The organism is Luteimonas chenhongjianii, from assembly GCF_002327105.1.
Lineage (GTDB): Bacteria > Pseudomonadota > Gammaproteobacteria > Xanthomonadales > Xanthomonadaceae > Luteimonas > Luteimonas chenhongjianii.
Genome location: NZ_CP023406.1, coordinates 2,483,893 through 2,509,968, shown reverse-complemented (window position 1 = coordinate 2,509,968; position 26,076 = coordinate 2,483,893). Strand labels below are relative to the sequence as shown.

Here is a 26,076-nt window from a genome sequence, read left to right as displayed (position 1 = left end):
GAACGGGCATGTTAATGCATGCCCGGCGGCGCTCATCCGCACAGATGTGCCAGCAGCCACCCCTGTGCCGAATGCGGCGGTTCGTCGCCCTTGGGCGCGAGTTTCACGTAGGTGCCGTCCTCGCGGAGCTCCCAGGCGTTGACGTTGTCGGCGAGGTAGTTGTCGAGCGCTTCGATCCGGACGCGCTGGGCGAGATCGGGGTCGAGGATCGGGAAGCCGGTTTCCACCCGCCGAAGCAGGTTGCGCTCCAGCCAGTCGGCGCTCGCGCAGAACAGATCCGGCGCGCCATCGTTGCCGAACCAGTAGACCCGGTGGTGTTCGAGGAAGCGGCCGACGATCGAGCGCACCCGGATGTTGTCCGAGACGCCGGGTACACCGGGCCGCAGCGCGCAGGCCCCGCGCACGATGAGATCGATCTCCACCCCGGCCTGCGAGGCCCGGTACAGCGTGCGCATGACCTGCGGCTCGTTGAGGGCGTTCATCTTGGCGATGATCCGCGCCGGACGCCCGGCAGCGGCATGGACCATTTCGCGCTCGATGCGCGCAATGACCCCGGCGTGCAGGGTGAACGGCGACTGCAGCAGGCGCTTGAGCGCGATCGCGGGCGCCAGTCCCGACATCTGCTGGAACAGCAGGTGCACGTCGTTGCTGATGTCGGGATCGGCCGTGAGCAGCCCGAAGTCGGTGTACACCCGCGCGGTGCCGGCGTGGTAGTTGCCCGTGCCCAGATGCACGTAGCGACGCAACTTGCGGCCCTCGCGGCGTACGACCAGCAGCATCTTGGCGTGGGTCTTGTAACCGACGACCCCATAGACGACCTGTACACCGGCTTCCTGCAACCGGTCGGCCAGTCCCAGGTTCGCTTCTTCGTCGAAGCGTGCGCGCAGTTCGACGACTACGGTCACGTCCTTGCCGTTGCGTGCGGCCTGGATCAGATGTTCGACGAAGGCCGAATCCTTGCCGGTGCGATAGAGCGTCTGCTTGATCGCCAGTACGTTCGGATCCTCGGCGGCCTGTTTGATCAGCTCCAGCACCGGCGCGAACGAATCGAAGGGGTGATGCAGCAGCACGTCGCCATGCGCGATGAGGTCGAAAATCGCGTCGGTGCCCTGGAGCATCCGCTGCTGGAAGGTCGGGAACTTCAGGTCCGGCCGCTGCACCAGGTCGAAGATCTGGGAGATGCGGTTGAGGTTCACCGGCCCGTCGATGGGATAGACCGCATTCTCGGGCAGATCGAAATTCTGCAGCAGCGTGCGCACAATGGGCTTGGGGCACTTGGCGGAGATCTCCAGCCGCATCGCGCGCAGATAGCCACGGCCCGCAAGCTCGTCCCGCAGCGCCAGGGCCAGGTTCTCGACTTCCTCCTCGTCGACGATCAGCTCCGAATTCCGGGTCACGCGGAACTGGTAGGCGCCCTTGACGTCCATGCCGGGAAAGAGCTCATGCACGAATTCCGACAGCACCGACGACAGGAACACGAAGTCGTATTCGCCGCCGGAGATGCGCTCGGGCAACTGGATGATGCGCGGCAGCGAGCGCGGGGCCCGGACGATCGCGAGGTGGCCGACGCGGCCGAATGCATCCTTGCCCTTCAGCACGACGACGATGTTGAGCGACTTGTTGAGGATCTTCGGGAACGGATGCGCCGGATCCAGACCCAGCGGCGAGAGCACCGGCATGACCTCGTCGCGGAAGTACGCGCGCAGCCAGCGCGTCTGCCGCGACGTCCACTGGTCGCGGCCCAGCACCCGCACGCCGGCCTCCGACATCGCCGGGCGGATCACCCGGTTCCAGCACGAGTACTGCGCCTCGACCAGCTGCGCGGTGCGTTCGTGGATGCGCTTGAGCACGGTCGCCGGCGTCAGGCCGTCAGGTGGCAGCGGCACGCCGAAGTCCTGCGCGTGATGCATCGTCGCCGCGCGGATCTCGAAGAATTCGTCGAGGTTGGTGCATGAAATGCACAGGTACTTGAGCCGCTCGAGCAGCGGCACCGACTCGTCCTGCGCCTGTGCGAGGACGCGGAAGTTGAAGTCCAGCTGGGACAGTTCCCGATTGAGATACAGCGCGGGGTTGCGCAGTGGGTCCGCGCCTGCATCGAGGATCGGATCGACGGTGGTCTGGCCGCGCGTGGACTTCGTGGTCCGGCGGCTGTTGGAACGGGCACTCATGCGGTGACTCCAAGGTACTGGCGGTCGCGGGCGCGCAGGCGCTCGGCGGTGAAATGGCAGGCGAAGCGGCTGCCGCGCCCCACCTCGCTGTCGATTTCCAGCCGCGCCTGGTGCAGATGCAGCACGTGCTTGGCGATTGCCAGGCCCAGGCCGGTGCCGCCGGATTCGCGCGAGCGGCTGGTGGAAACGCGGTAGAAGCGTTCGGTGATGCGCGGCAGGTGTGCGGCGGGAATGCCGTACCCGGTGTCTTCGACCGACAGCGCCGCGCCGCCGCCTTCCAGCGGCGCGTAGCGGATCGTGATACGACCGCCGGCGGGCGTGTAGCGGACCGCGTTGCTGACGAGGTTGGAGAACGCGCTGTGCAGTTCCCGGGTAGACCCCACGAGATCGGTCGGCGACGTGTCCTCCACCAGGATCGTATGCCGACCCTGGCTGAGCACCTCCAGCTCGCGGCGCAGGGTGGCGAGCATGGAGGCCATCGAGACGGTCTCGTCGCTAGTGCTCTCCTGTGCCTCCAGCCGCGACAGGGTGAGCAGGTCCTCGACCAGCTGGGTCATCCGCTGCGACTGGTTCTGCATTTCCGTCAGCATCGGCGCCCAGTCCGGCTGTTCGGCCGGATCGAGCATGTCCAGATAGCCGTGCACGACGGTCAGCGGCGTGCGCAGTTCGTGGGAGACGTTGGCGACGAAATCGCGCCGCATCTGTTCGAGTTTCATGATCCGGGTGACGTCGCGCGCCAGCAGCAGCCACAGATCCTCCGAGTAGGGGATCAGCCGCAGTTCGAGCCGGGTACCCGAGGCGTGCGGCGAGGTCACATCGAGCATCGGTTCGGCGCGACGTCCCTGGGCCAGCCAATGCGCGACCGGCAGGGGCTGCAGGCAGTCACCGATCGGCTTGCCGACATCGCCCGGCATCTGCAGGCCGAGCAGACTCGTCGCCGCGCGGTTGAACCACTGCACGCGCTGGCTGTTGCGATCGACGACCACCACCGCATCGGGCAGGGCTGCAGCGACGGCGCGGTAGGCGCGCAGCATGGCGATCAGCCGCCGCTTGCGCGCGCGCATGTCCTGTTGTCCGCGGTAGAGCATGCGGTCGGTTTCCTGCCACACCCCATCGCCCTGCGGGGGTGGCACGCGACTGCGCGAGGTCAGTCGCGTCAGCAGGTCGTAGAGCTTCCAGTAATGCCAGGCGACGACACCCAGTGCGGCGATCGCCAGCGCCATCCAGATGTGGTCCGTCAACGCCCCGATGACCGCAGCCGCGCCCAGCACCACCATGAGCTGCAGCAGTGTTCGGGTCCAGGCGGCGTGGATGCGGGGGGGCATGTCGGGAAGTCTAGGCAATGTGAGGTGGAAAGTCGGCGTGGCGGTTCGAAAGATCGTGCTTCTGCTGTTCCGGTTGTCGTTGCTGTGGCTCCTGCCGCTGCTGGATCGGAAAGGCACGTCATCGGCGTCTGCGGGCATCGAAGAATCATCCAGCGAGGGCCGAGCGGCATTTCCCACCACGCGATGAAGGAGGGTTCGCTTGGCCGGTCGATGCAGTCCGCGGGCCAGCCGGCCGGCAAGGAACGTCCACTGCGGGCGGCCGAGTGGAAGCACCGCCCTGTGGACGCAGTTGCGGCACGATCACCCGTCCGTCGACAAGGCGGGCCCGCTTCTCTGCTGGATGCCAAGGAAGCAGGCCAGCAGTGCCTCACCAATCAGCTCGGACCGGCACTTTCGTGCGGAATTTACCGGCTTGCCATCCGTGGCCCGGTCGGAAGCGCTGGGTATCCATGCGCGTGTATTCCTAGGTTCGATGTCCGCTTGCGTGGCAGGCATATCAAGCGCGGCGCCGGCCGAGTCTCGTACTCCTCAAAGCGATGCCGAGAACCGGTAACCGGACCCGCGCACCGTCTGCACCATGCCGTCGAGCGCGCTCGGCTCGAGCGTCTTGCGCAGGCGGCGGATGTGCACGTCGACAGTGCGCTCCTCGACATAGACGCTGCCGCCCCACACGTGATCCAGGAGCTGCGAGCGGCTGTAGACACGTTCGGGGTGGGTCATGAAGAAATGCAGCAGGCGGTATTCCGTCGGCCCGATCGTCACCGGCTCATTGCCGGCAAACACGCGATGCGCCGCGCCGTCGATGCGCAGGTCGCCCACGGTCACACTGCCGTCCTCATCGTCGTCGCGGGCGCGGCGCATCACCGCGCGGATGCGTGCCAGAAGTTCCCGCGCCGAGAACGGCTTGACGACGTAGTCGTCGACGCCTGCCTCCAGGCCGCCCACGCGGTCGTTCTCCTCGCCGCGGGCGGTGAGCATGATGATCGGAATGTCGCGGGTCATCGGGTCCTTGCGCCACCGCCGCGCCAGTTCCAGACCGCTGGTGCCTGGCAGCATCCAGTCGAGGAGAATCAGGTCGGGCATGCGGTCCACGATGGCCGATTGCGCCTCGTGGGCGTCGCCGGCATGCATCGGTTCGAACTCGCCCCTGCGCAGGGCGAATGCCACCATGTCGCGGATCGCCGGTTCGTCGTCGACGATGAGGATGCGTTTAAGCATGGGTCGGTCCATGGCGCCGGGGGAGCGGCCATTACACGACAGTTTTATGACCATTTGGCGTCAAGGTCGGCCACGTTGTAGCTGTATGCGGGTCAGCGATTTCACCCCGTTCGCCGTCCGCAGGAGGCCCCAACGTATTCAGCGGCGACGCAGATCCTCGTCGCGGATTCCCTGACGCCGCAGCTCGAGCACCGTGGGCGTGATCGACGCGATGCGCGCGTCGATCCGGGCGCGTGCGTAATAGTCCAGGTCCTCGCGTTTCTTCAGCGTATTTAGCTGGACCAGCGCCTGTTCGGGACGCCCACCCAGGACTGCGGCCTCGGCCCAGGCCTCGCCGGCGCGGACCTCGTCGCCTGCCATCTCGCTGGCACGGGCGAAGGCCCGCTGGAAAGCCGGATCGCCGCCGGACGTGTTGAGCAACGGTCGCAGGATTTCCTGCGCGCGGAGTCCGGCTTCGGGCGTGCCGCGCTCGGCCAGCGAGCCGGCATACGCCAGCACCACCGCGGGGTGCCGCGGCATGCGCTCGAGCAGGGCCTCGAAGCGGCGGTCGGCCGCCGCGGTGCGACCGGCGCGTGCGTCGACCTCGGCCAGGCTCAGGCCCAGCCACATGTCGCCGGGATACTCCGACAGCAGTTCGGCCAGCGCACTGGCCGCGCCGTCGAGATCGTTCGATCGCTGCCGCGCGATCGCCAGGCCGTAACGCTGGGCATCGCTCAGGGGGCCGTTGCGGCGCATCGCCTCGTATTCGCGGATGGCCTGCGCGGGGGTGTTCGCGCTGAGCACGCGCAGCCGTTCGCGCGCCCAGCCGAACTGGACGCTGTCGATGCCGGCGACCGCGCCTGGCGGGAGTCGCAGCGTGCCTGGTAGCATCGGGTTGTCGAACGGGCGCGCCGCGCCCTCGTAGGCGCCGGTGAGCGGCACCTGTTCGGTCCGCGATCCCTCGGGCGTCGTCGTGGTCACCTTTACCGTGTCGCGCGTCATGCGCTCGGCGCGATCGCGCGCTTCGCTGATGCGCGTGGTGGTCACCGGATGGGTTCGGAGATAGTCGGGCAGGCGTTCACGATCGCCGCCCTGGTTGGTTCGCGACACCGACTGCATGCGTTCGAACATCGAGGCCATGCTTTCGGGCTCATAGCCGGCGCGGGCCAGGGTCCGGATGCCGAGCCGGTCGGCTTCCGACTCGTTGGAACGTGTGTAGTCGATCTGCCGTTGCAGGGCCAGGCCCTGCGCGCCGGCCATGACCGCCATCGCCGCGTCGTCGGAGGAGCTGCTGCCGCTCTGCGAGGCCACGGCGATCGCGCCGAGCATCGCCAGCAGCATGGGCACCTGATCGCGTTGCGCGCGTTCGACCCCGCGCAGGACATGGGCCTGGGTGACGTGTGCCACCTCGTGCGCCAGCACCGCCGCAACTTCATCCTCGGTCTCGGCCGCAAGCACCAGGCCCGCGTTCATGCCGATGTAGCCGCCGAGGGTCGCGAACGCGTTGATGCTGCGGTCGCGCATCATGAAGAAGGTGAACGGCTGCTGGGGCTGGTCGCTCGACGACGCCAGCCGGTTTCCGGTGCCGCGAAGCCAGTTGTCGACCAGCGGATCCTCGAGCACGTAGTCGTAGTGGCGCAGCTGCGCCAGCAGCATCTGGCCGTATTCCGACTGCCGCGCCGGACTCAGGACCTGTCCGGCGGAAGACCCGATGTCCGGCAGCCGGGTGTCCTGCGCCGGTGCGCAGACGGAAGCAGTTGCCAGCACCAGTGCCGTCACTGCCGGCAACAGGGCGGAACGTCCGGGCAGGGCAGTAGTCTTCGTGCGACGCATCGGGACCCTTCGTGAAGGCGGAGGAGCAGCATGCAGCCCGTTGACGGCGAGGGCATGAATGCCATGTTAAGTGTGTGGCCCGCGCCCGGGCATGGAAAACCACGGCGCACGCCCCCATCTGACCCGCATCTGCCGCCGAAGTTTCAGGAGACCATCTTGACCACCGAAAACGCCCCGACCGAGCCGCGTTCCACGCCCGAAATCGTCATGTACACCAGTGCGATCTGCGGCTTCTGCGTCGCCGCCAAGACCTTCCTCAAGAGCCAGGGCCTCGACTGGCGGGAAGTGCGGGTGGATCTCGATTTCGCCGAGCGCCAGCGCATGGTCGAGCGCGCCGGGCGCACCAGCGTGCCGCAGATCTTTGTCGGCGACACCCACGTCGGCGGCTACGACGACATGATGGCGCTGCACCGCAAGGGTGGTTTCCTGCCGCTGGTCGAGGGCGCTGCTTCGTGAGCGCAGGTTCCGAGGACGAGCGCATCGCGGAATTCACCCAGTTCCGCAAGCGCATGAACGAGCGCATCCTTGCCGAGCCCAACCAGGTGGTCCGCCGCTTCTTCGCGCTGGATACCCAGACCTACCAGGCCGGCGCGCTTGATCTCAAGACCAAGGAATTGCTCGGCCTGGTGGCCTCGCTGGTGCTGCGCTGCGATGACTGCATCAGCTATCACGTCGCCCAGTGCAAGGAAGCGGGGGCGACCCGTGAGGAGCTGTTCGAAACCTTTTCTGTAGGCCTGGTGGTGGGCGGCAGCATCGTCATTCCCCACCTGCGCCGTGCGGTCGATTTCCTCGACCGGCTCGAGCAGGGCGAGGCGGCTGCGCCCGCCGGTCACGCGCACGACTGACCCTGACGGCGCCACCCGATCCGGATCCCGGCTAAGGCGCGGTTTGGGTGGGCCTGCCGGGGTCGGGCATAATGGGCGGGTTTTCCATTCACCCGACGTCGCGCGCAGCGCGGCGTCCCTGCGCACGGACCCCCCTTACATGACGCACACGATTACCGTCATCCGCGGCGACGGCATCGGCCCCGAGATCATGGACGCCACCCTGCACGTGCTCGACGCGATGCAGCTTGGCCTGAGCTATGAGGATGCCGATGCCGGCCTGATGGCGCTCGAGAAGCACGGCGAGCTGTTGCCGGCCGCGACGCTCGAATCCATCCGTCGCAACAGGATCGCGCTCAAGAGCCCGCTCACCACCCCGGTCGGCGGCGGCTTCAGCTCGATCAACGTGGAACTGCGTCGCCAGTTCGACCTCTACGCCAACGTGCGACCGGCGACCTCGTTCCCGAACACGCGCTCGCGCTTCGCCGACGGCGTCAACCTGATCACGATCCGCGAGAACACCGAAGGCTCGTACATCAGTGAGGGCCAGGAAGTGTCGGCCGACGGCGAGACCGCCGTGTCGATCACCCGCATCACCCGGAAGGGTTCGGACCGCATCGTGCGCTACGCGTTCGAGCTGGCGCGCAACACCGGTCGCAAGAAAGTCACGATCGTCCACAAGGCCAACATCCTCAAGAGCACCTCGGGCCTGTTCCTGAAGGTCGCGCGCGAAGTGGCGGCCGAGTATCCGGACATTGAAGCCAACGAGATGATCGTCGACAACACCTGCATGCAGCTGGTGATGCGGCCCGAGCAGTTCGACATCATCGTGACGACGAATCTGTTCGGCGACATCATCTCCGACCTGTGCGCCGGCCTCGTCGGCGGCCTGGGCCTGGCGCCGGGCGCGAACATCGGTGCCGACGCGGCGATCTTCGAGGCGGTGCACGGCTCGGCGCCGGACATCGCCGGCAAGGGCGTGGCCAACCCCTGCGCGCTGCTGCTGGCGGCTGCGCAGATGCTCGACCATCTGGCGATGCCCGAGCAGGCCGAGCGCCTGCGCAAGGCGATCGTTGCCACGCTCGAGGCCAAGGACGGCGTGACGCCCGACCTCGGCGGCACCGGCAACACCATGGCCTTCGCCAAGGCCATCGCCGCGCGGCTTTGATTGTGCGTCCGCACAGCTGCGCGGACGCGGTGGGATGAGAAACGGGACGCTTCGGCGTCCCGTTTTTCGTATGCGAGCATCCCGCGCGTCATGGTGATCCACGCAGGGTTAGTGCGCACAATGCGCCTCCGTTTCGAGACTGCCGATCCATGACCGTCCGCCCCAGCGCGCTCGCGCTGACGCCCCTGTTGCTGTTCCTCGCGCTGTTCTTCGGCGCCGGGCTGTACTTCACCGCGCAGGGCGAGCCGATGGGCTTCTATCAGCTGCGCGCGCCGGTGGCCATCCTGCCTTCGCTGGCGCTGGCGGTATGGCTGGCGCACCGCAAGGGCCTGGCGGCGGGCGACATCCTGCTGCGCGGGATGGGCGATCCGGACATCGTGCTGATGTGCCTGATCTTCCTGCTGGCAGGCGCGTTCGCCTACGTATCCAGTGCGATCGGGGCGGTGGATGCAGTGGTGTCGATCGGCCTGTCGGTAATCCCGGTGTCGATGGTGCTGCCGGGATTGTTCGTACTGTCTGCGCTGATCGCGCTGGCGATCGGCTCGTCGATGGGCACGATCGCGGCCGTGATCCCCATCGCGCTCGGTGTCGCCGACGCTTCCGGCCTCGACACTGCACTGGTCGTTGGTGCCGTCATCGGCGGCGCGATGTTCGGCGACAACCTGTCGGTGATCTCCGATACGACCATCGCCGCCACCCGCACCCAGGGCGCGCAGATACGCGACAAGTTCCGCGAGAACCTGAAGTTCGCGCTGCCTGCGTCCATCGCCACCGTGGTGGTGCTTGCGTTGTCCGGCGGATCGGCGCCGGTGGAGATCGGCAGCACTGACTCGCCGTGGCTGGTCCTGCCGTATGGCGTGGTACTGGCGATGGCGCTGGCTGGCGTGGACGTGCGGGTCGTTCTGGGGACCGGCATCGTGCTGGCCGGGGGCTTCGGCATCGTGTTTGCCGAGGATTACGGCGTGGTGCCGTTCGTCGGGGACGTCTGGAGTGGCTTCGAAGGCATGGTGGAGATCCTGCTGCTGTCGCTGCTGATCGGCGGGCTCGGGGCATTGACCAAGGCCAGCGGCGGCCTGGACTGGCTGGCGCAGCGGATCGCCGGCTTCGTCCGCGGCAGGCGCGGACCCCGGGCGGGGGAATTCAGCATCGCTGCTCTGTCGACCGTCGCGGACGTGTTCACCGCCAACAACACCGTCGCCATCCTGGTCAGCGGCAGTGTCGCCCGCGATATCGCCGAAAAGCACGGCGTGAGCCCGCGCCGCGCCGCGAGCATGCTCGACATCTTCGCCTGCATCGCACAGGGCGTACTGCCCTACGGCGCACAGATCCTGCTGGCCGCGTCGCTCGCGTCGGTGTCGCCGCTGGTGCTCGCCGGCAGCGTCCATTACTGCTGGATTCTCGGCCTGGTGACCGTCGGGATGTTGCTGTGGCCGCGCGGCAGGCGTGCCCGGCCGCCGGCGACGCCCACCCCGCGGGCCTGACGGGCAGGGGCGCCCCGCGCCGCAACGCCGCCGTCGGGCGCCACCACCGTGGTCAGTGACGTTTCCCAGGCATTTCTCGTGACTGGTTCTCCCGGCGCGATCCCGCCGGGCGCCGCGAGGGAAGTCGGCCCGGCATGCGTCCGTGACCGTCCTGGCCGGCGAGCCGCTCGCCGATCCTCGATTTACCCGCTTCGGGGATCGCGATAGCAATCACGGTCGTGCCCTGCGCGGCCACGGTGTGGCCGAACGCCGCGCCGATACCGCGGCTGGCCGTGACGAGGGCGGTCCCGCCCGAAAGGGGTGGCACGGGATCTGCGTGCAACGGCCGGCGAGAAGCTGTCGTAGCGCGCCTGCGTGGGACCACAGGCAGGCGGGCAGCGTATGCGATTCACCCGACTGGTGCGAAAGGGGGGACTCGAACCCCCACGCCTTGCGGCACTGGTACCTAAAACCAGGGCGTCTACCAATTCCGCCACTTTCGCATCGTGCCCGGGTGCGCCGGGCCGCGGCATGGTAGTCGATCGCCGCGGTTCTTGGACACCTCGCCCCGCAAGGGCGCCTCCCGGAGCGGGGCTGCGGATCATTGCCGGGGAGGGGGCGAGGCCCTCCGCCAACGGCAGGCGGGCCGCGGTCGTCGCCATGGGCCGGGTGCGATGCGCGGCATCGCCCGCAACGAAAAACGCCCGGCAATGCCGGGCGCTTTCGTCTAACTGGTGGGCCGTCAAGGATTCGAACCTTGGACCTATTGATTAAGAGTCAACTGCTCTACCAACTGAGCTAACGGCCCGATGAAGCGGGCGCGCATTGTACTGTGACTTTGCGCGCCTGGGCAACACCTTTCTGGTGTGTCACCCGATGAAACTATGGGGTGGAAGACGGGATTTGAACCCGCGACCCCCGGAATCACAATCCGGTGCTCTAACCAACTGAGCTACATCCACCACAGTAAAACTCGTTTCGTACCGCCGGCACTGGCGCGCCCGACAGGAATCGAACCTGTAACCCCCGACTTAGAAGGTCGGTGCTCTATCCGGTTGAGCTACGGGCGCCAGTGCGTCGAATGATAAACGCGACTGGTGCCCGGTGGTCGGGGTAGAGGGATTCGAACCCCCGACATCCTGCTCCCAAAGCAGGCGCGCTACCAGACTGCGCTATACCCCGCCGGAACAAGCGGTCAAACCTGATCCCGACACGGCCAGGGCCGTACGAAGGGCGCAATTGTACGGCCGTCTTCAGCGCTGTCAATGCAGTGATGCACCTGAGACGGCGTGTATCCTCCCAGTCATACAAATCCACGGACTGACAGGGGCGAAAATCATGCGCAGCGGCAATCCTGCACTCAAGGAATCCACGTTCCTCGACCTCGCCAGCGGAAGCGTCGTTTCGCGCGACGGCGAGGCGATGACCCTCAATGGCACCGTCAACAAGACCGGCTTCCTGCTGTTGTTGACCGTGCTCACGGCGGCGTTCGCCTGGTCACAGGTCGAGTTCGGCACGGATGGCCGTCCGCAGCCGGGTTTCGGCATCTACATGTGGGGTGGTCTGATCGGCGGTTTCGTACTGGCGATGGTCACGGTCTTCAAGAAGGAGTGGGCGCCGGTGACCGCGCCGGCTTATGCGCTGGTGGAAGGCTTCTTCCTCGGCGCGATCTCGGCGATGTACAACTTCATGTACGAAGGCATCGTGCTGCAGGCGGTGATGCTGACCTTCGGAACACTGTTCGCGCTGCTGTTCGCGTATCGCACGGGCCTGGTCAAGGCCACCGAGAACTTCAAGCTCGGTGTCGTCGCAGCGACCGGCGGCATTGCGCTGGTGTACCTGGCAACGATCGTGCTGGGCCTGTTCGGCGTCCAGATTCCCTTGATCCACGAGTCGGGCCTGGTCGGCATCGGCTTCAGCCTGTTCGTGATCGTCATCGCGGCGTTGAACCTCGTGCTGGATTTCGATTTCATTGAAACCGGCGTCGAGCAGGGCGCGCCGAAGTACATGGAGTGGTACGGCGCATTCGGCCTGATGGTCACGCTGGTGTGGCTGTACATCGAGTTCCTGCGCCTGCTCTCGAAGCTGCAGCAGCGCTGAGTCGACCCGCTTCCGTATCGAAGAAGGGCGCCCGCGGGCGCCTTTTTTCGTTTCGGCGCGCTTCGCATTCGCCGTGCCGGTATCGGTTGCGGCCGCTGCGCCGGGCAGCGCAGGGCGGGCGAGTGGATGTCCGTGCCGCGAGCTGGCCGACGTGGCACCGCGGCCCAGCTAGGGGCGGCGGCGATCCAGGGCTGGCTCACGCTCCGGGGTGCGTCGAGACGGGTTGAGGGCAGCCGGACACGGTTCTCCCGGCGTTGGCGCCGTCGCGCGTATCCGCACCGGCTCAACGGCGGATGGGGGCGGTTGCCTACAGCGGTGGCGGTGGTGGGCCGAATCGGCCAAACTACGCCGTTCCGTCGCCCGCGCCTCGCCAGGGCCGGCGTCGGCAGACACAACCAATTCCCAACAAGACAGATGTCGCGCGGCCTGGTCCGCGAGCGCAGGAGTGGATATGCAAGTTTCGGTCGAATCGCTGGGCAGCCTGGAACGCAAGATGACGTTCCGTGTGCCATCCGAACGCCTGGATACCCAGGTCGGTGGCCGTCTGCGCGAGATCGCGCGGACCACCCGCCTCAAGGGCTTCCGTCCCGGCAAGGTTCCGGCCAAGGTCGTCGAGCAGCGCTTCGGCGAGCAGGTCCGTGCCGAGGAACTCGATCGTCTGCTGCGTGAAGGCTTCGATCAGGCCGTGCGCGAGAACGAGCTGCAGATCGCCGGCGCGCCGCGGATCATGCCCGAAGGCGAGGCCGGCGAGGGTGAGCTGGCCTTCACCGCGACCTTCGAGATCGTGCCCGACTTCGGCACGATCGAGCTGGAGAAGCTGGAAGTGGTGCGTCATACGGCCGACGTTGCCGAGGACGACATCGACCGCATGATCGAGAACCTGCGGCTGCAGCGCCGCAGCTGGAGCGCAGTGACGCGTGGCGCGCAGAAGGGCGACGCCGTCGACGTGGAGACCTGGTCGCAGATCGGCGACGAGCGCCTGCCGGCCGAGGGCGCCGAGCGCGGCGTGACCGTGCTGGGCTCGGGCGCGATGTATTCCGAGATCGAGGACGCACTGGTCGGGATGGCCAAGGGCGATGAAAAGACGGTCGACGTGACGTTCCCGGCCGACTGGCGCGTGCCGCAGCTGGCCGGCAAGCAGGCCCAGGTCCATCTGAAGATCGAGCAGGTCTCCGAGCAGCAGCTCCCCGAGGTCGACGGCGCGTTCATCCGCAGCTTCGGCGTCAAGAGCGGCGAAATGGCGCAGTTCCGCGCTGAGATCCGCGCCAACCTGGAGCGTGAGCTCAAGGGGGCGCTGATGAGCCGCCTGCGCCGCGAGGTCGGCGAACAGCTGGTCGCCGCGTTCGCGCACGTGGAACTGCCGCCGAAGCTGGTGGAATCGGAAGCCCGGTCCCTGCTGCGCCAGATGGTCGAGCAGGCGCGGCGCAACGGCCAGAATCCGAACGTTGCCGAGGACGCGCACACCGAGTTCCTGGAACCGGCGCGCAAGCGCGTGCTCGTCGGCCTGCTGGTCGGCGAGGTCGCCCGTCGCAACCAGCTCAGGCTCGACCCCAAGCGCGTGAACGAAACCATGCGCCTGATCGCTTCGACCTACGAAGAGCCGCAGCAGGTCATTGAGATGTACCGCAACGACCCCCAGCTGATGTCGGGGCTGCAGAACCGCGTGATGGAGGAGCAGGTGATCGACTGGATCGCCGAGCGCGCCCAGCACACGGAGCAGCCGCTGAGCTTCCAGGACGCGGTCAGCCCGCAGGGCTGATCGGAGTCCAATCTGTCCGGTCCTTCGGGGCCGGACGCTCCACAGACGGGGATTGAGTGATGAGTATCGAAACGAAGGCCCTCAACATGGTGCCGATGGTGGTCGAGCAGACCAGCCGCGGCGAACGCGCGTACGACATCTATTCGCGCCTGTTGAAGGAACGCGTGATCTTTCTCGTGGGCGGCATCGACGACCACATGGCGAACGTGATCGTCGCCCAGTTGCTGTTCCTCGAGGCGGAAAACCCCGAGAAGGACATCAACCTCTATATCAACTCGCCGGGCGGCATCGTCACCGCAGGCATGGCCATCTACGACACCATGCAGTTCATCAAGCCGGACGTCAGCACGATCTGCATCGGCCAGGCGGCCAGCATGGGCGCGCTGCTGCTCTCGGCGGGCGCGGCAGGCAAGCGCTATGCGCTGCCGAACTCCCGCGTGATGATCCACCAGCCGCTCGGCGGCTTCCAGGGGCAGGCGACCGACATCGATATCCACGCGAAGGAAATCCTGTCGATGAAGCAGCGCCTGAACGAGATCATGGCCCATCACACCGGCCAGCCGTTCGAGACGATCGCCCGCGACACCGAGCGCGACAACTTCAAGAGTGCCCACGCCGCGCGTGAGTACGGGCTGGTCGACCAGGTGCTCGAGCGTCGCCCCGACGAGACCATTACCGCCGGGTGAATCAGCCAAGCGCTTGATTCATCAGGCATATGCATAGCGCCGGCGCCCGACAAGGCGCGCCGGACGCTGTGCTATTCTCGAAACGAAACCGAAATACAGATTTGGCCAAGGCATGAGCGAAGACCGTCAGGGTCGTTCCGGCGACAGCAACAAGATCCTCTACTGCTCCTTCTGCGGAAAGAGCCAGCATGAGGTGCGCAAGCTGATTGCGGGTCCCAGCGTGTTCATCTGCGATGAGTGCGTTGAGCTCTGCAACGACATCATTCGCGAGGAGCTCGAGGAGAAGGCGCAGTCGGCACGCAGCTCGCTGCCCAAGCCGCGCGAGATTCTCGAGGTGCTCGACCAGTACGTCATCGGCCAGCGCCGCGCGAAGAAGACGCTCGCCGTGGCTGTGTACAACCACTACAAGCGCATCGAGAGCCGCAGCAAGAACGACGAGGTCGAACTGGCCAAGTCGAACATCCTGCTGATCGGGCCGACCGGCTCGGGCAAGACGCTGCTCGCGGAAACGCTGGCGCGGCTGCTCAACGTGCCGTTCACGATGGCTGACGCGACGACGCTGACCGAGGCCGGTTACGTCGGCGAGGACGTCGAGAACATCATCCAGAAGCTGCTGCAGAAGTGCGACTACGACGCCGAGAAGGCGCAGCAGGGCATCGTGTACATCGACGAGATCGACAAGATCTCGCGCAAGAGCGAGAACCCGTCGATCACCCGCGACGTTTCGGGCGAGGGCGTCCAGCAGGCGCTGCTGAAGCTGATCGAAGGCACGGTTGCGTCGGTGCCGCCGCAGGGCGGTCGCAAGCATCCGCAGCAGGAATTCCTGCAGGTCGATACCAAGAACATCCTGTTCATCGTCGGCGGCGCGTTCGCGGGCCTGGACAAGGTGATCCAGGCGCGCAGCACCGACGCCAGCGGCATCGGCTTCGGGGCCAAGCTCAAGAGTTCCGAACGCAAGGCGGAAGTCGGCAAGGTGCTGGCTGATGTCGAGCCGGAGGATCTGATCAAGTTCGGCCTGATTCCTGAGTTCGTCGGTCGCCTGCCGGTCGTGGCGACGCTCGAGGAGCTGGACGAAGCGGCGCTGATCCAGATCCTCACCGAGCCCAAGAACGCCATCAGCAAGCAGTTCAAGAAGCTCTTCGAGATGGAGGGCGTGGAACTGGAATTCCGCCCCGATGCGCTGACCGCCATCGCCAAGAAGGCGATCAAGCGCAAGACCGGTGCGCGAGGTCTGCGTACGATCGTCGAATCGGTGCTGCTCGATACGATGTACGACCTGCCGTCGCTGGAGAATGTCAGCAAGGTGGTCGTCGACGAATCTGTCATCGAGCACAAGTCGGAACCGTACCTGATCTACGAAACACCGGCTCCCGAGCAGAAGATCGCCTCCGGCGACTGATACGGGGTCGGAACGATACGTTCCGATGTCGCGTCATTCAGGCTGGGAAGACACCAGCCGCGCCACGAAGCGCCGCGTGCCCCAGGCACGCGGCGTTTTTCGTATCCGCGTCACGCGGGAGGCGCTTGCATCCTGTCCAGCGGCGCCCCATAAACGATGCCAGGGTGGCTGCAAGCCACCAAGGCCGCCCCGTCGGGGCGGCGACAGATGAGGAAGGATGATGAGCCCCCGCAGCACTCCCGAAACCCACGAACTGCCGGTCCTGCCGCTGCGCGATGTCGTCGTGTTTCCGCATATGGTCATCCCGTTGTTCGTCGGCCGCGACAAGTCCATCCGCGCGCTCGACATGGCGATGGAGGCCGACAAGCGCATCCTGCTGGTCGCGCAGAAGTCGGCCGAGATCGACGATCCCAACGAGGAGGATCTCCACCAGATCGGCACGCTGGCGACCGTACTGCAGTTGCTCAAGCTTCCCGACGGCACGATCAAGGTGCTGGTCGAAGGTACCGAGCGCGTCAGGCTCCGCGACATCCGCGAGCACGATGGCGCGCTGGTCGGCAGCGGCGTGGCGATCCCGCCAGTCGAAGGTCGCGAACCCCGCGAGGTCGAAGCCATCGCGCGCTCGCTGATGAGCCTGTTCGAGCAGTACGTCAAGACCAACCGCAAGTTGCCGCCCGAGCTGCTGCAGACACTGGCCGGCATCGACGAGCCCGGCCGCCTGGCCGACACCATCGCCGCCCATCTGGGCGTGCGTCTGGCCGACAAGCAGCGTCTGCTTGAAGCGACCGACACCGCCGACCGCCTCGAGCTGCTGGTCGGCTTCGTCGACGGCGAGATCGACGTGCAGCAGATGGAGAAGCGCATCCGCGGCCGCGTGAAGTCGCAGATGGAGAAGTCGCAGCGCGAGTACTACCTCAACGAGCAGATGAAGGCGATCCAGAAGGAGCTGGGCGAGATCGACGAAGCGCCGAGCGACATCGACGAGATCGCGCGCAAGATCGCCGAGGCCGGGATGCCGAAGGCGGTCGAGACCAAGGCCAAGGCCGAGTTCAACAAGCTCAAGCAGATGCCGCCGATGTCGGCCGAGGCGTCGGTCGTGCGCAACTATCTCGACTGGCTGCTGGGTGTGCCGTGGAAGAAGCGCAGCAAGGTGCGCAAGGACCTCAAGGCCGCGCAGGACGTGCTCGACGCCGACCACTACGGTCTGGAGAAGGTCAAGGACCGCATCCTCGAGTACCTCGCGGTGCAGACCCGCGTGAAGCAGATGAAGGGCGCGATCCTGTGCCTGGTCGGTCCGCCGGGCGTGGGCAAGACTTCGCTCGGCCAGTCGATCGCCAAGGCGACCAATCGCAAGTTCACCCGCATGGCCCTGGGTGGCGTGCGCGACGAGGCGGAGATCCGTGGACATCGCCGCACCTACGTCGGTTCGATGCCGGGCCGCATCGTCCAGAGCCTGAACAAGGTCGGCACGAAGAACCCGCTGTTCCTGCTCGACGAGATCGACAAGATGTCGATGGACTTCCGTGGCGATCCCGCGTCGGCGCTGCTCGAGGTGCTCGATCCCGAACAGAACCACACCTTCAACGACCATTATCTCGAGGTCGATCTCGACCTGTCCGAAGTGATGTTCGTGGCGACCTCGAACTCGCTCAACATCCCCGGGCCGCTGCTCGATCGCATGGAAGTGATCCGCATCCCCGGCTACACCGAAGAAGAGAAGCTCAACATCGCGATGCGTTACCTGCTGCCCAAGCAGCTCAAGGCCAATGGCCTGCGCGACAGCGAGCTGACGGTGTCGGAAGGCGCGATCCGCGACATCGTGCGCTACTACACGCGTGAGTCGGGCGTGCGCAACCTGGAGCGCGAGATCGCCAAGGTCTGCCGCAAGGTGGTCAAGGAGATAGCGCTCGCGGGGCCGGTGAAGGGCAAGGCCAAGAGCGTGCGCACGGTCAAGGTGACGGAGAAGAACCTCGACAAGTACCTGGGCGTGCAGCGTTACGACTTCGGTCGCGCCGAGCAGGACAACGAGGTGGGCCTGGTGACGGGCCTGGCATGGACGGAAGTCGGCGGCGACCTGCTGCAGATCGAGGCGACGCAGGTGCCGGGCAAGGGCCAGCTGATCCTCACCGGCCAGCTCGGCGACGTGATGAAGGAATCGGCGTCGGCAGCGATGTCGGTGGTGCGCTCGCGCGCCGAGCGCCTGGGCGTGGAACTCGAAGTGCTGCAGAAGCACGACATCCACGTCCACGTGCCCGATGGCGCGACACCGAAGGACGGTCCGAGTGCGGGCATCGCGATGGCGACGACACTGGTGTCGCTGCTGACCAAGATCCCGGTGCGCGCGGACGTGGCGATGACCGGTGAGATCACCCTGCGTGGCCGGGTGACGGCGATCGGCGGTCTGAAGGAGAAGCTGCTCGCGGCGCTGCGCGGCGGCATCAAGACCGTGATCATTCCCGAGGAAAACCGCAAGGATCTGGCCGACATCCCGAAGAACGTCACCGCCGGGATGAAGATCGTGCCGGTGAAGTACATCGACGAGGTGCTCGATCTTGCGCTGGAGCGTCCGCTGCCGCCACCCCCGGGGCAGAAGGCCGATACGACGCGCAAGGCGCCCCGCAAGGTGGTGCCGCGGACCGAAGCCAAGCGGACCCGCGTGAAACACTGAGCGGGCTTGACCGCGATATCCGAGGGCTGCAGGCGACTGCAGCCCTTTTTTTGCGGGTTTGCCCGCTTCTGGCATGCCAACCCGCCAGGACGGGGGCGTGGCTCAGCGGCGCGGCCTCAGCAGTACGAGTACCGCCCCCGTACCGCCCTGGCCGCCAGGCGCGGTGTGGAAGGCGAGGACGTCGGCGCGCTGGCGCAGCAGCCGGTCGACGAGATTCTTGAGGATCGGCGCATCCGGCGAGGAGTTCAGCCCCTTGCCGTGGATGATGCGCACGCAACCGACACCCGCGTCGACCGCGTCACGCAGGAACAGCCGCAGCAGGGCGGTCGCCTGCTGCACGTCGCTGTGATGCAGGTCGAGCTCTTCCTGGGCCGCGTACTCGCCGCGTCCGAGGCGCCGCAGCACGCGCGGCGCGATTTCCTCGCGGCGGTACTGCATGGAATCGCCGGCGTGCAGCAGGGGCCCGTCGAGCAGTTGCCTGAATTCGCTGCGCGCCTGCGCATCGTCACGTTCGGCCATTCGTGTCGACGGCCGTGGCTTGGGCGACTGCGGCGGCAGCGGCGCCGCGGGCAGCTCGCGCACCGGGCCGATCGCATTGCGGAAAAGCGCCGCATCGTCGTCATCGATCGATGGCGCGGGGGGCGGATCGGAGCGGTGGCGGCCACGTTGCATGCGTCTAGCCTAGCGAAGCGTGCGCGCAGCGCAGCGCGGGATCGAGGTGGGGTGGGGTGGATGCATCCGTTATCATGCACGTCTTGTCCGTCGGCTCGGGGTCCGTAGAACAGTTCATGCGCGTACTGGTCAGCAACGACGACGGCGTCGACGCCCCCGGCATCCGGATCCTGGCCCAGGGCCTGCGCGATGCGGGTCACGAGGTGCTCATCGTGGCGCCCGACCGCGACCGCTCGGGTGCCAGCAACTCGCTGACCCTCGACATGCCGTTGCGCACCGTGCAGCTCGACGACCGCACCTGGCGCGTGCACGGCACGCCGACCGACTGCGTGCATGTGGCGATCACCGGCCTGCTCGATCGTGAACCCGATATCGTCGTGTCGGGTATCAACAACACCGCCAACCTCGGCGACGACGTGATCTATTCGGGCACTGTCGCCGCGGCGATGGAAGGCCGCTTCCTGGGCCTGCCGGCGGTTGCGGTCTCGCTGGTCACGCGCGACCACGAGGGCAAGCACTACGAAACGGCCGCGCGGGCCGCGGTGGAGATCGTCGCGCGGCTGAAGGCCGACCCGTTGCCGGCCGACACCATCCTCAACGTGAACGTGCCCGATGTGCCCTGGGAAGAGCTCGCGGGCTTCGAGGTCACGCGTCTGGGTAATCGGCACCGCGCCGGCCCCTGTACCTCGATCGACGATCCGCGTGGTCGGACCTGGTGGTGGATCGGCGCGGCGGGTCCCGAGCAGGACGCCGGCCCGGGCACCGACTTCCACGCGGTGCGCACGCGGCACATCGCGATCACGCCGATCCATGTCGACCTGACCCGTTATCAGGCGCTCGAGCACGTCGCCAGCTGGGTCGGCGGCCTGGAAGCCGACCTGAAGGCGACCCGGGCATGAGCATGCGTTTGCGATTGCAGCCCGAGGCGATCGGCGTCGGGATGACCTCGCAGCGCGTACGCGACCGGTTGATCGAGCGCCTGCGCGATGGTGCGCATCCGGGCGGCGGCATCACCGACGAGCGAGTCCTCAACGCGATCCGTACCGTGCCCCGGCACCTGTTCGTCGATGAGGCGCTGGCCACGCGCGCCTACGAGGACACCGCGCTGCCGATCGGCCACGGACAGACGATCTCGCAACCATGGGTTGTCGCGCGGATGACCGAGGCGTTGCTGGCCCATGGCATGCCGGGCAAGGTGCTCGAGGTCGGCACCGGCTCGGGCTATCAGGCGACGATCCTCGCGGCGCTGGGCATCGAGGTGCACACGGTCGAGAGGATCGGCGAACTGCTGCGCGTGGCGCGCAAGCGCTTCCGCTCGCTGGGGCTCAACATCCGCAGCAAGCACGACGACGGCCGCATCGGCTGGCCCGAGAACGGGCCTTTCGACGGGATCATCGTCACCGCCGCGGGCCCGGCGCTGGTGGAGGCGCTGAGTGCGCAGCTGGCGGTCGGCGGCACCCTGGTCGCCCCGGTCGGCGCGCAGGGCGCGCAGCGGCTGCTGGTGCTGCGCAAGGATGCCGACGGCCACATCGAACAACAGGACGTGGCGGCCGTCGCGTTCGTGCCGCTCCTCTCCGGATACGTGGACTGATGCAGCTGTTCGCAAGGACGTACGACCTCACGCTTTCGTGGGCACGCCATCGCGACGCACCACGCTGTCTGACCGCGATGAGCGCGGCCGAATCGTGATCTTCCCGATTCCACCCGACGTCATGCTCGCCCCTGGCCCAACCGAGGGCGTGGTGGCGCTTCGCGTTGCTGTGCACACTCGGGTCGGTGGCCGTCGGTTTGCCGGGCTGCGGACACTTCGTACTCGACCTTGCGTGGCCGTGGATCGTGCGCATGGGCTGGGAGTCCGCATCCGAGCGAATCCAGGCGTCCTTCCTGGAACACGGCCTGCTGTTCGTGTTCCTCGCCGGGTTCACGCCGATCCCATGCAAAGTGTTCACCATCGCGTCGGGTTCGCTGGGAGTCCGCTTGCTACCGTTCGTCGTCGGATCGCTGCTGGGCCGCGGCATGCGGTTCTACCTGGTAGCGGGTTTGATGGCTCGGGGGCGGCGCGAAGTACGAGCCGGTGCTCAAGCGTTACATCGAATGGCTTGGCTGGTTGATGGTGGGCTTGGCGGTCGTCGGACTGGTCTGGTTGGAGATGCGTGGATGAGGATGCTGGTTGTGTTGGTATTGGTTGGACTGCTTTCGGCCTGCGGAAGCAGCCGGGTGATCCGTGAGGGCGGCAGTACCGCGCCGACGTCGACGCCCCGGCCGGGGCAATCGGTCACCGTACAGCGCGGCGACACCGTGTACCGCCTGGCAACCAGCAACGGCATCAGTGCGTTGGATCTCGCGACCTGGAACAACATCCGCCCCCCGTACACGATCTATCCGGGCCAGCGGCTGCGCCTGTATCCCGGTGGCGGCAGCGCCGCGCCGGCACGAGCAGCCACGACCGGTACCCCCAGCGCGCAGCGCCCTGCGGTGCAGCCCACCCAGTCCAGGCCGCAGGCACCGGCCGCACCGCCGGCGCGAAGCCCGTTCAACTGGCAGTGGCCCACTGCCGGCCAGGTCGTCGGACGCTATGTCGCCAACGATCCCACCAAGCAGGGCATCGATATCGCCGGCACGTCGGGTCAGGCAGTCAATGCGGCCGCCGATGGCGTGGTCGTCTATTCCGGTGCGGGCCTCGTGGGATACGGCGAGCTGATCATCGTCAAGCACGACGAACAGTGGCTCACCGCCTACGGCCACAACCGCTCGCGCAAGGTCAACGAAGGCGAGCGCGTGCGTGCCGGCCAGCAGATCGCCGAGCTCGGCCGGACCGGTGCGGCGCGCGACATGCTGCATTTCGAGATCCGCTACAACGGCAAGCCGGTCGATCCGATGTCGTATCTGCCGGCGCGCTGACCGCAGCGCCGAGGCCGTGTCCGGTCCCACGCGGGTCGCACTGCGTGGACCGCTTCAACTGCGAAAGCTTCGTTGGTCTGGCGCTCGCTGCGCGGTTCGGGCGCGACAGGTGCCGCGAGCGCGTGTGCGCGTGAGCGCAGCGGTGCGGTAGGGGTCGTTGCAAGGGGGGAATACCCCGGGCTGCTTGTCCTGGGCCGCTCGCGAGATGCCCGCCTCCGATCGCCATCTCGGCGCATCGGCGGGTTTTCCGCCCCCTTTCGCGCGGGCCGGGCTGGAAGCTCTGGGCTTTCCGCCTGCATCCGGGTTCGGAGGGGCAGGCGAGAGTCTCGTCCGGGGGAACCGGCAACCCGGCGGGCTGCGCCTCAGCCGTTGCCGGGCTCGGCGAGGGGTGCGCCTTCCAGCACGAATGCAGCGACCACCCGACGGCCTTCACCGGCCAGGACATTGAACGTGCGCGCTGCGGCAGCGTTGGTCATCGCTTCCAGGCCGATGCCCTGCGACAGGCACGCGGCCATGGTCGCCGGTGGCGGAAACGCCTGGCTTGCGCCGGTGCCGATGATCACCACTTCCGGCTCCAGCGCCAGCAGGGGCGCGAGCGCGGCAACTTCCAGCGTGCGGACATCGGTCACCGGCCAGTCCTCGACCAGGGTGCGGGCCGAGACGATGAAGCTTCTGCTCAGGCGCCGATCGTTGACCAGCGCCACGCGTCCGTCCGCACCACGCAGAACGAAATCGAAATCCGGCGTCTCGAGATTCAACTGCATATGGTTGACTCCTACTCGGGAGATCAGGTCCGCGGCAGCACGATCTGGCGGCGGTCCTTGCTCTGGCGATACAGGATGGCGACATGGCCGATGCGCTGCACGAGTGCCGCGCCGGTCCGGCTTGCGAGGTCCTCGATCATCGCGTCGCGGGCTTCCCGGTCGGCTGCACCGACCTTGACCTTGATCAGCTCGTGATGTTCGAGCGCGGCGTCGATTTCGGCGATCAGCGAATCGGTGATGCCTTTGCCGCCGACCTGCAACATGGCCTTTATGCCATGGGCCTGGCCGCGCAGAAAACGGGTCTGGGCAGCGGTCAGGACGTTACTCATGGATGAACCGGTCTGGAGAATGAAAGCGGGCGGCAGGATATCATGGCCGTGGGACGCCCCCGTTCCGCCCGCCCGAGTTGTCGATGGCCTCCCGCAGTAAAAGCAGCCAGCGCTGGCTCAAGGAACATTTCTCCGATCCTTTCGTGAAGAAGGCCCAGGCCCAAGGTCTGCGCTCGCGCGCGGCCTACAAGCTCGAGGAGCTGGTCGAGCGCGACCGTCTGCTCAGGCCCGGGATGGTCGTCGTGGACCTGGGCGCTGCCCCCGGCGGCTGGTCGCAGTGGGTCCGGCATGCACTGGGCGATACCGGCCGGGTGATCGCGCTCGATATTCTGGAGATGCCTTCGCTTGCCGGTGTGGAGTTCCTTCACGGCGATTTCCGCGAGGATGCGGTCCTCTCGGCGCTGGAGTCTTCACTCGGCGGAAGCCAGGTCGACCTTGTGTTGTCGGACATGGCCCCCAACAAGAGTGGTATCGATGCTGTCGACCAGCCGCGCGCCATGCATCTGGCCGAGCTGGCGATGGATTTCGCCGACAACCACCTGCGTACCGGCGGTACGTTCCTGATCAAGCTGTTCCAGGGCACCGACTTCGATGCCTACGTGCGCGACCTGAGGCGGCGTTACACCAAGCTGTCGATCCGCAAGCCGGCGGCGTCCCGCCAGCGCTCGCCCGAGGTCTATGCGTTGGCGCAGGGCAAGCTGGCGACGATGAAGTAGCATGAATCCGGTCTACAAGACTCTCCACGAGAATTCCCGAACATGAACGATCTGGTCAAAAATCTGCTGCTCTGGGTGGTTGTCGCCGTCGTACTGATGGTGATCTTCCAGAGCTTCAGCCCCAGAACCGGCGCAGGTGGCCAGGACGTCCAGTACTCGCAGTTCATGGAACAGGTGCGTCGCGACCAGATCGGCTCGGTGAAGATCGCCGAGGACGAGCGCACGATCACCTTCCAGAGCAAGGGCGGACAGACCGGCACCGTGATCGCGCCGCGTCGCGATGACCGCATGATCGACGACCTGATGAACCACAACGTCGCGATCGACCAGGCGCCGCCGTCGAGCGGCATCTCGCTGGGCTACATCCTGATCCAGCTGTTGCCGGTGGCGCTGATCATCGGCTTCTGGTTCTTCATGATGCGGCAGATGCAGCAGGGTGGCGGCAAGGGCGCGATGTCCTTCGGCAAGTCGCGTGCAAAGCTGCTCAACGAAGAGCAGACCAAGATCACCTTCGCCGACGTTGCCGGTTGCGACGAGGCCAAGGAGGAAGTCTCCGAACTGGTCGAATTCCTGCGGGATCCCTCGCGCTTCCAGAAGCTCGGCGGCAAGATTCCGCGCGGCGTGCTGATGGTTGGTCCGCCCGGTACCGGCAAGACGCTGCTCGCCAAGGCGATCGCGGGCGAGGCCAAGGTGCCGTTCTTCTCGATCTCGGGTTCCGACTTCGTCGAGATGTTCGTCGGCGTCGGCGCAAGCCGCGTGCGCGACATGTTCGAGCAGGCCAAGAAGCAGGCGCCTTGCATCATCTTCATCGACGAGATCGACGCCGTCGGCCGTCATCGCGGCGCGGGGCTCGGTGGTGGCCATGACGAGCGCGAGCAGACCCTCAACCAGTTGCTGGTCGAGATGGACGGCTTCGAGGGTGGCGAGGGCGTGATCGTGGTCGCCGCGACCAACCGCCCGGACGTGCTCGATCCGGCGCTGCTCCGCCCGGGCCGTTTCGACCGCCAGGTCGTCGTGGGCCTGCCGGACGTCAAGGGCCGCGAGCAGATCCTCAAGGTCCACATGCGCAAGGTGCCGCTGGACGAAGACGTGCAGCCGCTGGTCATCGCGCGTGGCACGCCCGGGTTCTCGGGCGCGGACCTGGCCAACCTCGTCAACGAAGCGGCGCTGTTCGCGGCGCGCGAGAACGCGAAGGACGTCCGCATGGACCACTTCGACCGTGCGCGCGACAAGATCCTGATGGGCGCCGAGCGCCGTTCGATGGCGATGAGCGAGGACGAAAAGACGCTGACCGCCTATCACGAGGCCGGTCACGCCATCGTCGGTCGCCTGGTTCCCGAGCACGATCCCGTCTACAAGGTGACCATCATTCCGCGTGGCCGCGCGCTGGGCGTCACGATGTATCTGCCCGAGGGCGACCGCTACTCGATGAATCGCGTGGCGATCGAATCGCAGCTGTGCTCGCTCTATGGCGGGCGCGTTGCCGAGGAACTGGTCTTCGGTGGCAACAAGGTCACCACCGGTGCGTCCAACGACATCGAGCGGGCGACCAAGATGGCCCGCAACATGGTCACCAAGTGGGGTCTGTCCGACGAGCTCGGGCCGATCGCCTATGGCGAGGAGGACGACGAGGTCTTCCTCGGTCGTTCGGTGACCCAGCACAAGTCGGTGTCCGACGACACCGCGCGCCAGATCGACGAAGTGGTGCGGACCATCCTCGACAAGGCCTACCAGCGCACGACCGAGATCCTGACCGCGAACATCGACAAGCTGCATGCGATGGCGAAGCTGTTGCTCGAGTACGAAACCATCGACGTGCCGCAGATCGACGCGATCATGGAAGGCCGCGATCCGCCGCCGCCGATGGGTTGGGGCAAGTCCAATCCCGGCAAGGGCGGCGATGGCGATGCCGGCGGAAGCCGCCCGGTACCGCCGCCGATCGGTGGTCCCGCCGAGCAGGCCTGACACGCCCGCCATTGCTTCAAGAAAAAGGCCAGGATCGCTCCTGGCCTTTCTCGTTTCAGGGCGTGTCCGCTTGCGACATCCGCCGCCAGCGGCCAGAGTCCCATCTCGTGCACGCTCAACGAATCCGGGATGGCCGAGGCGA

At 66.7% G+C, this 26,076-nt stretch carries 21 protein-coding genes and 5 tRNA genes; 14 read left to right on the top strand and 12 right to left on the bottom strand.

The features are described from left to right. Positions 1-32: 32 nt before the first annotated feature. The 4 genes from ppk1 to CNR27_RS11415 form a co-directional block, all read right to left on the bottom strand. Positions 33-2,168 carry a polyphosphate kinase 1 gene (ppk1, locus tag CNR27_RS11430; RefSeq protein ID WP_096298880.1) on the bottom strand — a complete coding sequence of 712 codons (2,136 nt, stop codon included), beginning with the start codon at positions 2,166-2,168 and terminating at the stop codon, positions 33-35. Continuing rightward, positions 2,165-3,493 (bottom strand): phosphate regulon sensor histidine kinase PhoR, encoded by a 1,329-nt coding sequence (phoR, locus tag CNR27_RS11425; RefSeq protein WP_096298878.1) that lies wholly within the window; start codon positions 3,491-3,493, stop codon positions 2,165-2,167. The genes ppk1 and phoR overlap by 4 nt, the downstream gene beginning before the upstream one ends. A 528-nt stretch (positions 3,494-4,021) precedes the next feature. Next, positions 4,022-4,711, bottom strand: coding sequence for a phosphate regulon transcriptional regulator PhoB (gene phoB, locus CNR27_RS11420; RefSeq protein WP_096298876.1), 690 nt, complete (start codon positions 4,709-4,711; stop codon positions 4,022-4,024). Positions 4,712-4,849: 138 nt separating this feature from the next. Continuing rightward, positions 4,850-6,523, bottom strand: coding sequence for a M48 family metalloprotease (locus CNR27_RS11415; RefSeq protein ID WP_096298874.1), 1,674 nt, complete (start codon positions 6,521-6,523; stop codon positions 4,850-4,852). 156 nt (positions 6,524-6,679) lie between these two features. On the opposite strand from CNR27_RS11415, the gene grxC reads away from it, so the two are divergent. From grxC to CNR27_RS11395, 4 genes are all read left to right on the top strand, one after another. Then, complete coding sequence (grxC, locus tag CNR27_RS11410; RefSeq protein ID WP_179948171.1) at positions 6,680-6,979, top strand: glutaredoxin 3; 300 nt, start codon at positions 6,680-6,682, stop codon at positions 6,977-6,979. Then, the gene (locus tag CNR27_RS11405; protein ID WP_425435428.1) at positions 6,976-7,368 is read left to right on the top strand and encodes a carboxymuconolactone decarboxylase family protein; all 393 of its coding nucleotides are present in this window, start codon (positions 6,976-6,978) and stop codon (positions 7,366-7,368) included. Before grxC ends, CNR27_RS11405 begins: the two co-directional genes overlap by 4 nt. A gap of 139 nt (positions 7,369-7,507) precedes the next feature. After that, positions 7,508-8,515, top strand: coding sequence for an isocitrate dehydrogenase (locus CNR27_RS11400; RefSeq protein WP_096298872.1), 1,008 nt, complete (start codon positions 7,508-7,510; stop codon positions 8,513-8,515). Positions 8,516-8,664: 149 nt separating this feature from the next. Then, on the top strand, positions 8,665-9,996 hold the full coding sequence (locus CNR27_RS11395) for a Na+/H+ antiporter NhaC family protein (protein ID WP_096298870.1): 1,332 nt from the start codon (positions 8,665-8,667) through the stop codon (positions 9,994-9,996). Positions 9,997-10,393: 397 nt separating this feature from the next. Here the strand turns inward: CNR27_RS11395 and CNR27_RS11390 are convergent. From CNR27_RS11390 to CNR27_RS11370, 5 genes are all read right to left on the bottom strand, one after another. After that, positions 10,394-10,478, bottom strand: a tRNA-Leu gene (locus tag CNR27_RS11390). 229 nt (positions 10,479-10,707) lie between these two features. Continuing rightward, positions 10,708-10,783, bottom strand: a tRNA-Lys gene (locus tag CNR27_RS11385). A 77-nt stretch (positions 10,784-10,860) separates the two neighbouring features. Beyond that, positions 10,861-10,937: transfer RNA gene (locus tag CNR27_RS11380), tRNA-His, on the bottom strand. 31 nt (positions 10,938-10,968) lie between these two features. After that, positions 10,969-11,045, bottom strand: a tRNA-Arg gene (locus tag CNR27_RS11375). A gap of 35 nt (positions 11,046-11,080) precedes the next feature. Continuing rightward, positions 11,081-11,157: transfer RNA gene (locus tag CNR27_RS11370), tRNA-Pro, on the bottom strand. 156 nt (positions 11,158-11,313) lie between these two features. On the opposite strand from CNR27_RS11370, the gene CNR27_RS11365 reads away from it, so the two are divergent. The 5 genes from CNR27_RS11365 to lon all read left to right on the top strand — a co-directional run bounded on the left by CNR27_RS11365 (position 11,314) and on the right by lon (position 18,587). Beyond that, positions 11,314-12,075 carry a Bax inhibitor-1/YccA family protein gene (locus CNR27_RS11365; RefSeq protein WP_096298868.1) on the top strand — a complete coding sequence of 254 codons (762 nt, stop codon included), beginning with the start codon at positions 11,314-11,316 and terminating at the stop codon, positions 12,073-12,075. Positions 12,076-12,526: 451 nt separating this feature from the next. Further along, complete coding sequence (tig, locus tag CNR27_RS11360) at positions 12,527-13,834, top strand: trigger factor (protein ID WP_096298866.1); 1,308 nt, start codon at positions 12,527-12,529, stop codon at positions 13,832-13,834. A gap of 59 nt (positions 13,835-13,893) precedes the next feature. After that, on the top strand, positions 13,894-14,520 hold the full coding sequence (gene clpP, locus CNR27_RS11355) for an ATP-dependent Clp endopeptidase proteolytic subunit ClpP (RefSeq protein WP_096298864.1): 627 nt from the start codon (positions 13,894-13,896) through the stop codon (positions 14,518-14,520). 112 nt (positions 14,521-14,632) lie between these two features. Continuing rightward, the gene (gene clpX / locus CNR27_RS11350; RefSeq protein WP_096298862.1) at positions 14,633-15,919 is read left to right on the top strand and encodes an ATP-dependent Clp protease ATP-binding subunit ClpX; all 1,287 of its coding nucleotides are present in this window, start codon (positions 14,633-14,635) and stop codon (positions 15,917-15,919) included. Positions 15,920-16,139: 220 nt separating this feature from the next. Further along, on the top strand, positions 16,140-18,587 hold the full coding sequence (lon, locus tag CNR27_RS11345; RefSeq protein ID WP_096300595.1) for an endopeptidase La: 2,448 nt from the start codon (positions 16,140-16,142) through the stop codon (positions 18,585-18,587). A 102-nt stretch (positions 18,588-18,689) separates the two neighbouring features. Here lon and CNR27_RS11340 read toward each other — a convergent pair whose 3' ends face one another. Beyond that, positions 18,690-19,259, bottom strand: coding sequence for a Smr/MutS family protein (locus CNR27_RS11340; RefSeq protein WP_096298860.1), 570 nt, complete (start codon positions 19,257-19,259; stop codon positions 18,690-18,692). Positions 19,260-19,375: 116 nt separating this feature from the next. Between CNR27_RS11340 and surE the strand changes: the two genes are divergently transcribed. The 3 genes from surE to CNR27_RS11325 all read left to right on the top strand — a co-directional run bounded on the left by surE (position 19,376) and on the right by CNR27_RS11325 (position 22,160). Next, positions 19,376-20,158, top strand: a complete 783-nt coding sequence (surE, locus tag CNR27_RS11335) for a 5'/3'-nucleotidase SurE (RefSeq protein ID WP_096300593.1) — start codon at positions 19,376-19,378, stop codon at positions 20,156-20,158. Then, positions 20,155-20,850: a protein-L-isoaspartate(D-aspartate) O-methyltransferase gene (locus tag CNR27_RS11330; protein ID WP_096298858.1), complete on the top strand. Its 696-nt coding sequence runs from the start codon at positions 20,155-20,157 to the stop codon at positions 20,848-20,850. Before surE ends, CNR27_RS11330 begins: the two co-directional genes overlap by 4 nt. Positions 20,851-21,416: 566 nt before the next feature. After that, a complete protein-coding gene (locus tag CNR27_RS11325) occupies positions 21,417-22,160 on the top strand; it encodes a peptidoglycan DD-metalloendopeptidase family protein (RefSeq protein ID WP_096298856.1) in 744 nt (247 codons plus the stop codon). Between the two features lie 362 nt (positions 22,161-22,522). On the opposite strand, the gene CNR27_RS11320 is transcribed toward CNR27_RS11325, so the two are convergent. Together CNR27_RS11320 and yhbY are read right to left on the bottom strand one after the other, a co-directional pair. Next, positions 22,523-22,924 (bottom strand): Mth938-like domain-containing protein, encoded by a 402-nt coding sequence (locus CNR27_RS11320; RefSeq protein WP_096298854.1) that lies wholly within the window; start codon positions 22,922-22,924, stop codon positions 22,523-22,525. A 23-nt stretch (positions 22,925-22,947) separates the two neighbouring features. Then, positions 22,948-23,253: a ribosome assembly RNA-binding protein YhbY gene (gene yhbY / locus CNR27_RS11315; RefSeq protein ID WP_096298852.1), complete on the bottom strand. Its 306-nt coding sequence runs from the start codon at positions 23,251-23,253 to the stop codon at positions 22,948-22,950. Between the two features lie 83 nt (positions 23,254-23,336). On the opposite strand from yhbY, the gene rlmE reads away from it, so the two are divergent. Both rlmE and ftsH read left to right on the top strand, forming a co-directional pair. Beyond that, positions 23,337-23,969: a 23S rRNA (uridine(2552)-2'-O)-methyltransferase RlmE gene (rlmE, locus tag CNR27_RS11310; RefSeq protein ID WP_096298850.1), complete on the top strand. Its 633-nt coding sequence runs from the start codon at positions 23,337-23,339 to the stop codon at positions 23,967-23,969. A 42-nt stretch (positions 23,970-24,011) separates the two neighbouring features. Then, complete coding sequence (ftsH, locus tag CNR27_RS11305; RefSeq protein WP_096298848.1) at positions 24,012-25,934, top strand: ATP-dependent zinc metalloprotease FtsH; 1,923 nt, start codon at positions 24,012-24,014, stop codon at positions 25,932-25,934. Positions 25,935-26,076 lie beyond the last annotated feature (142 nt).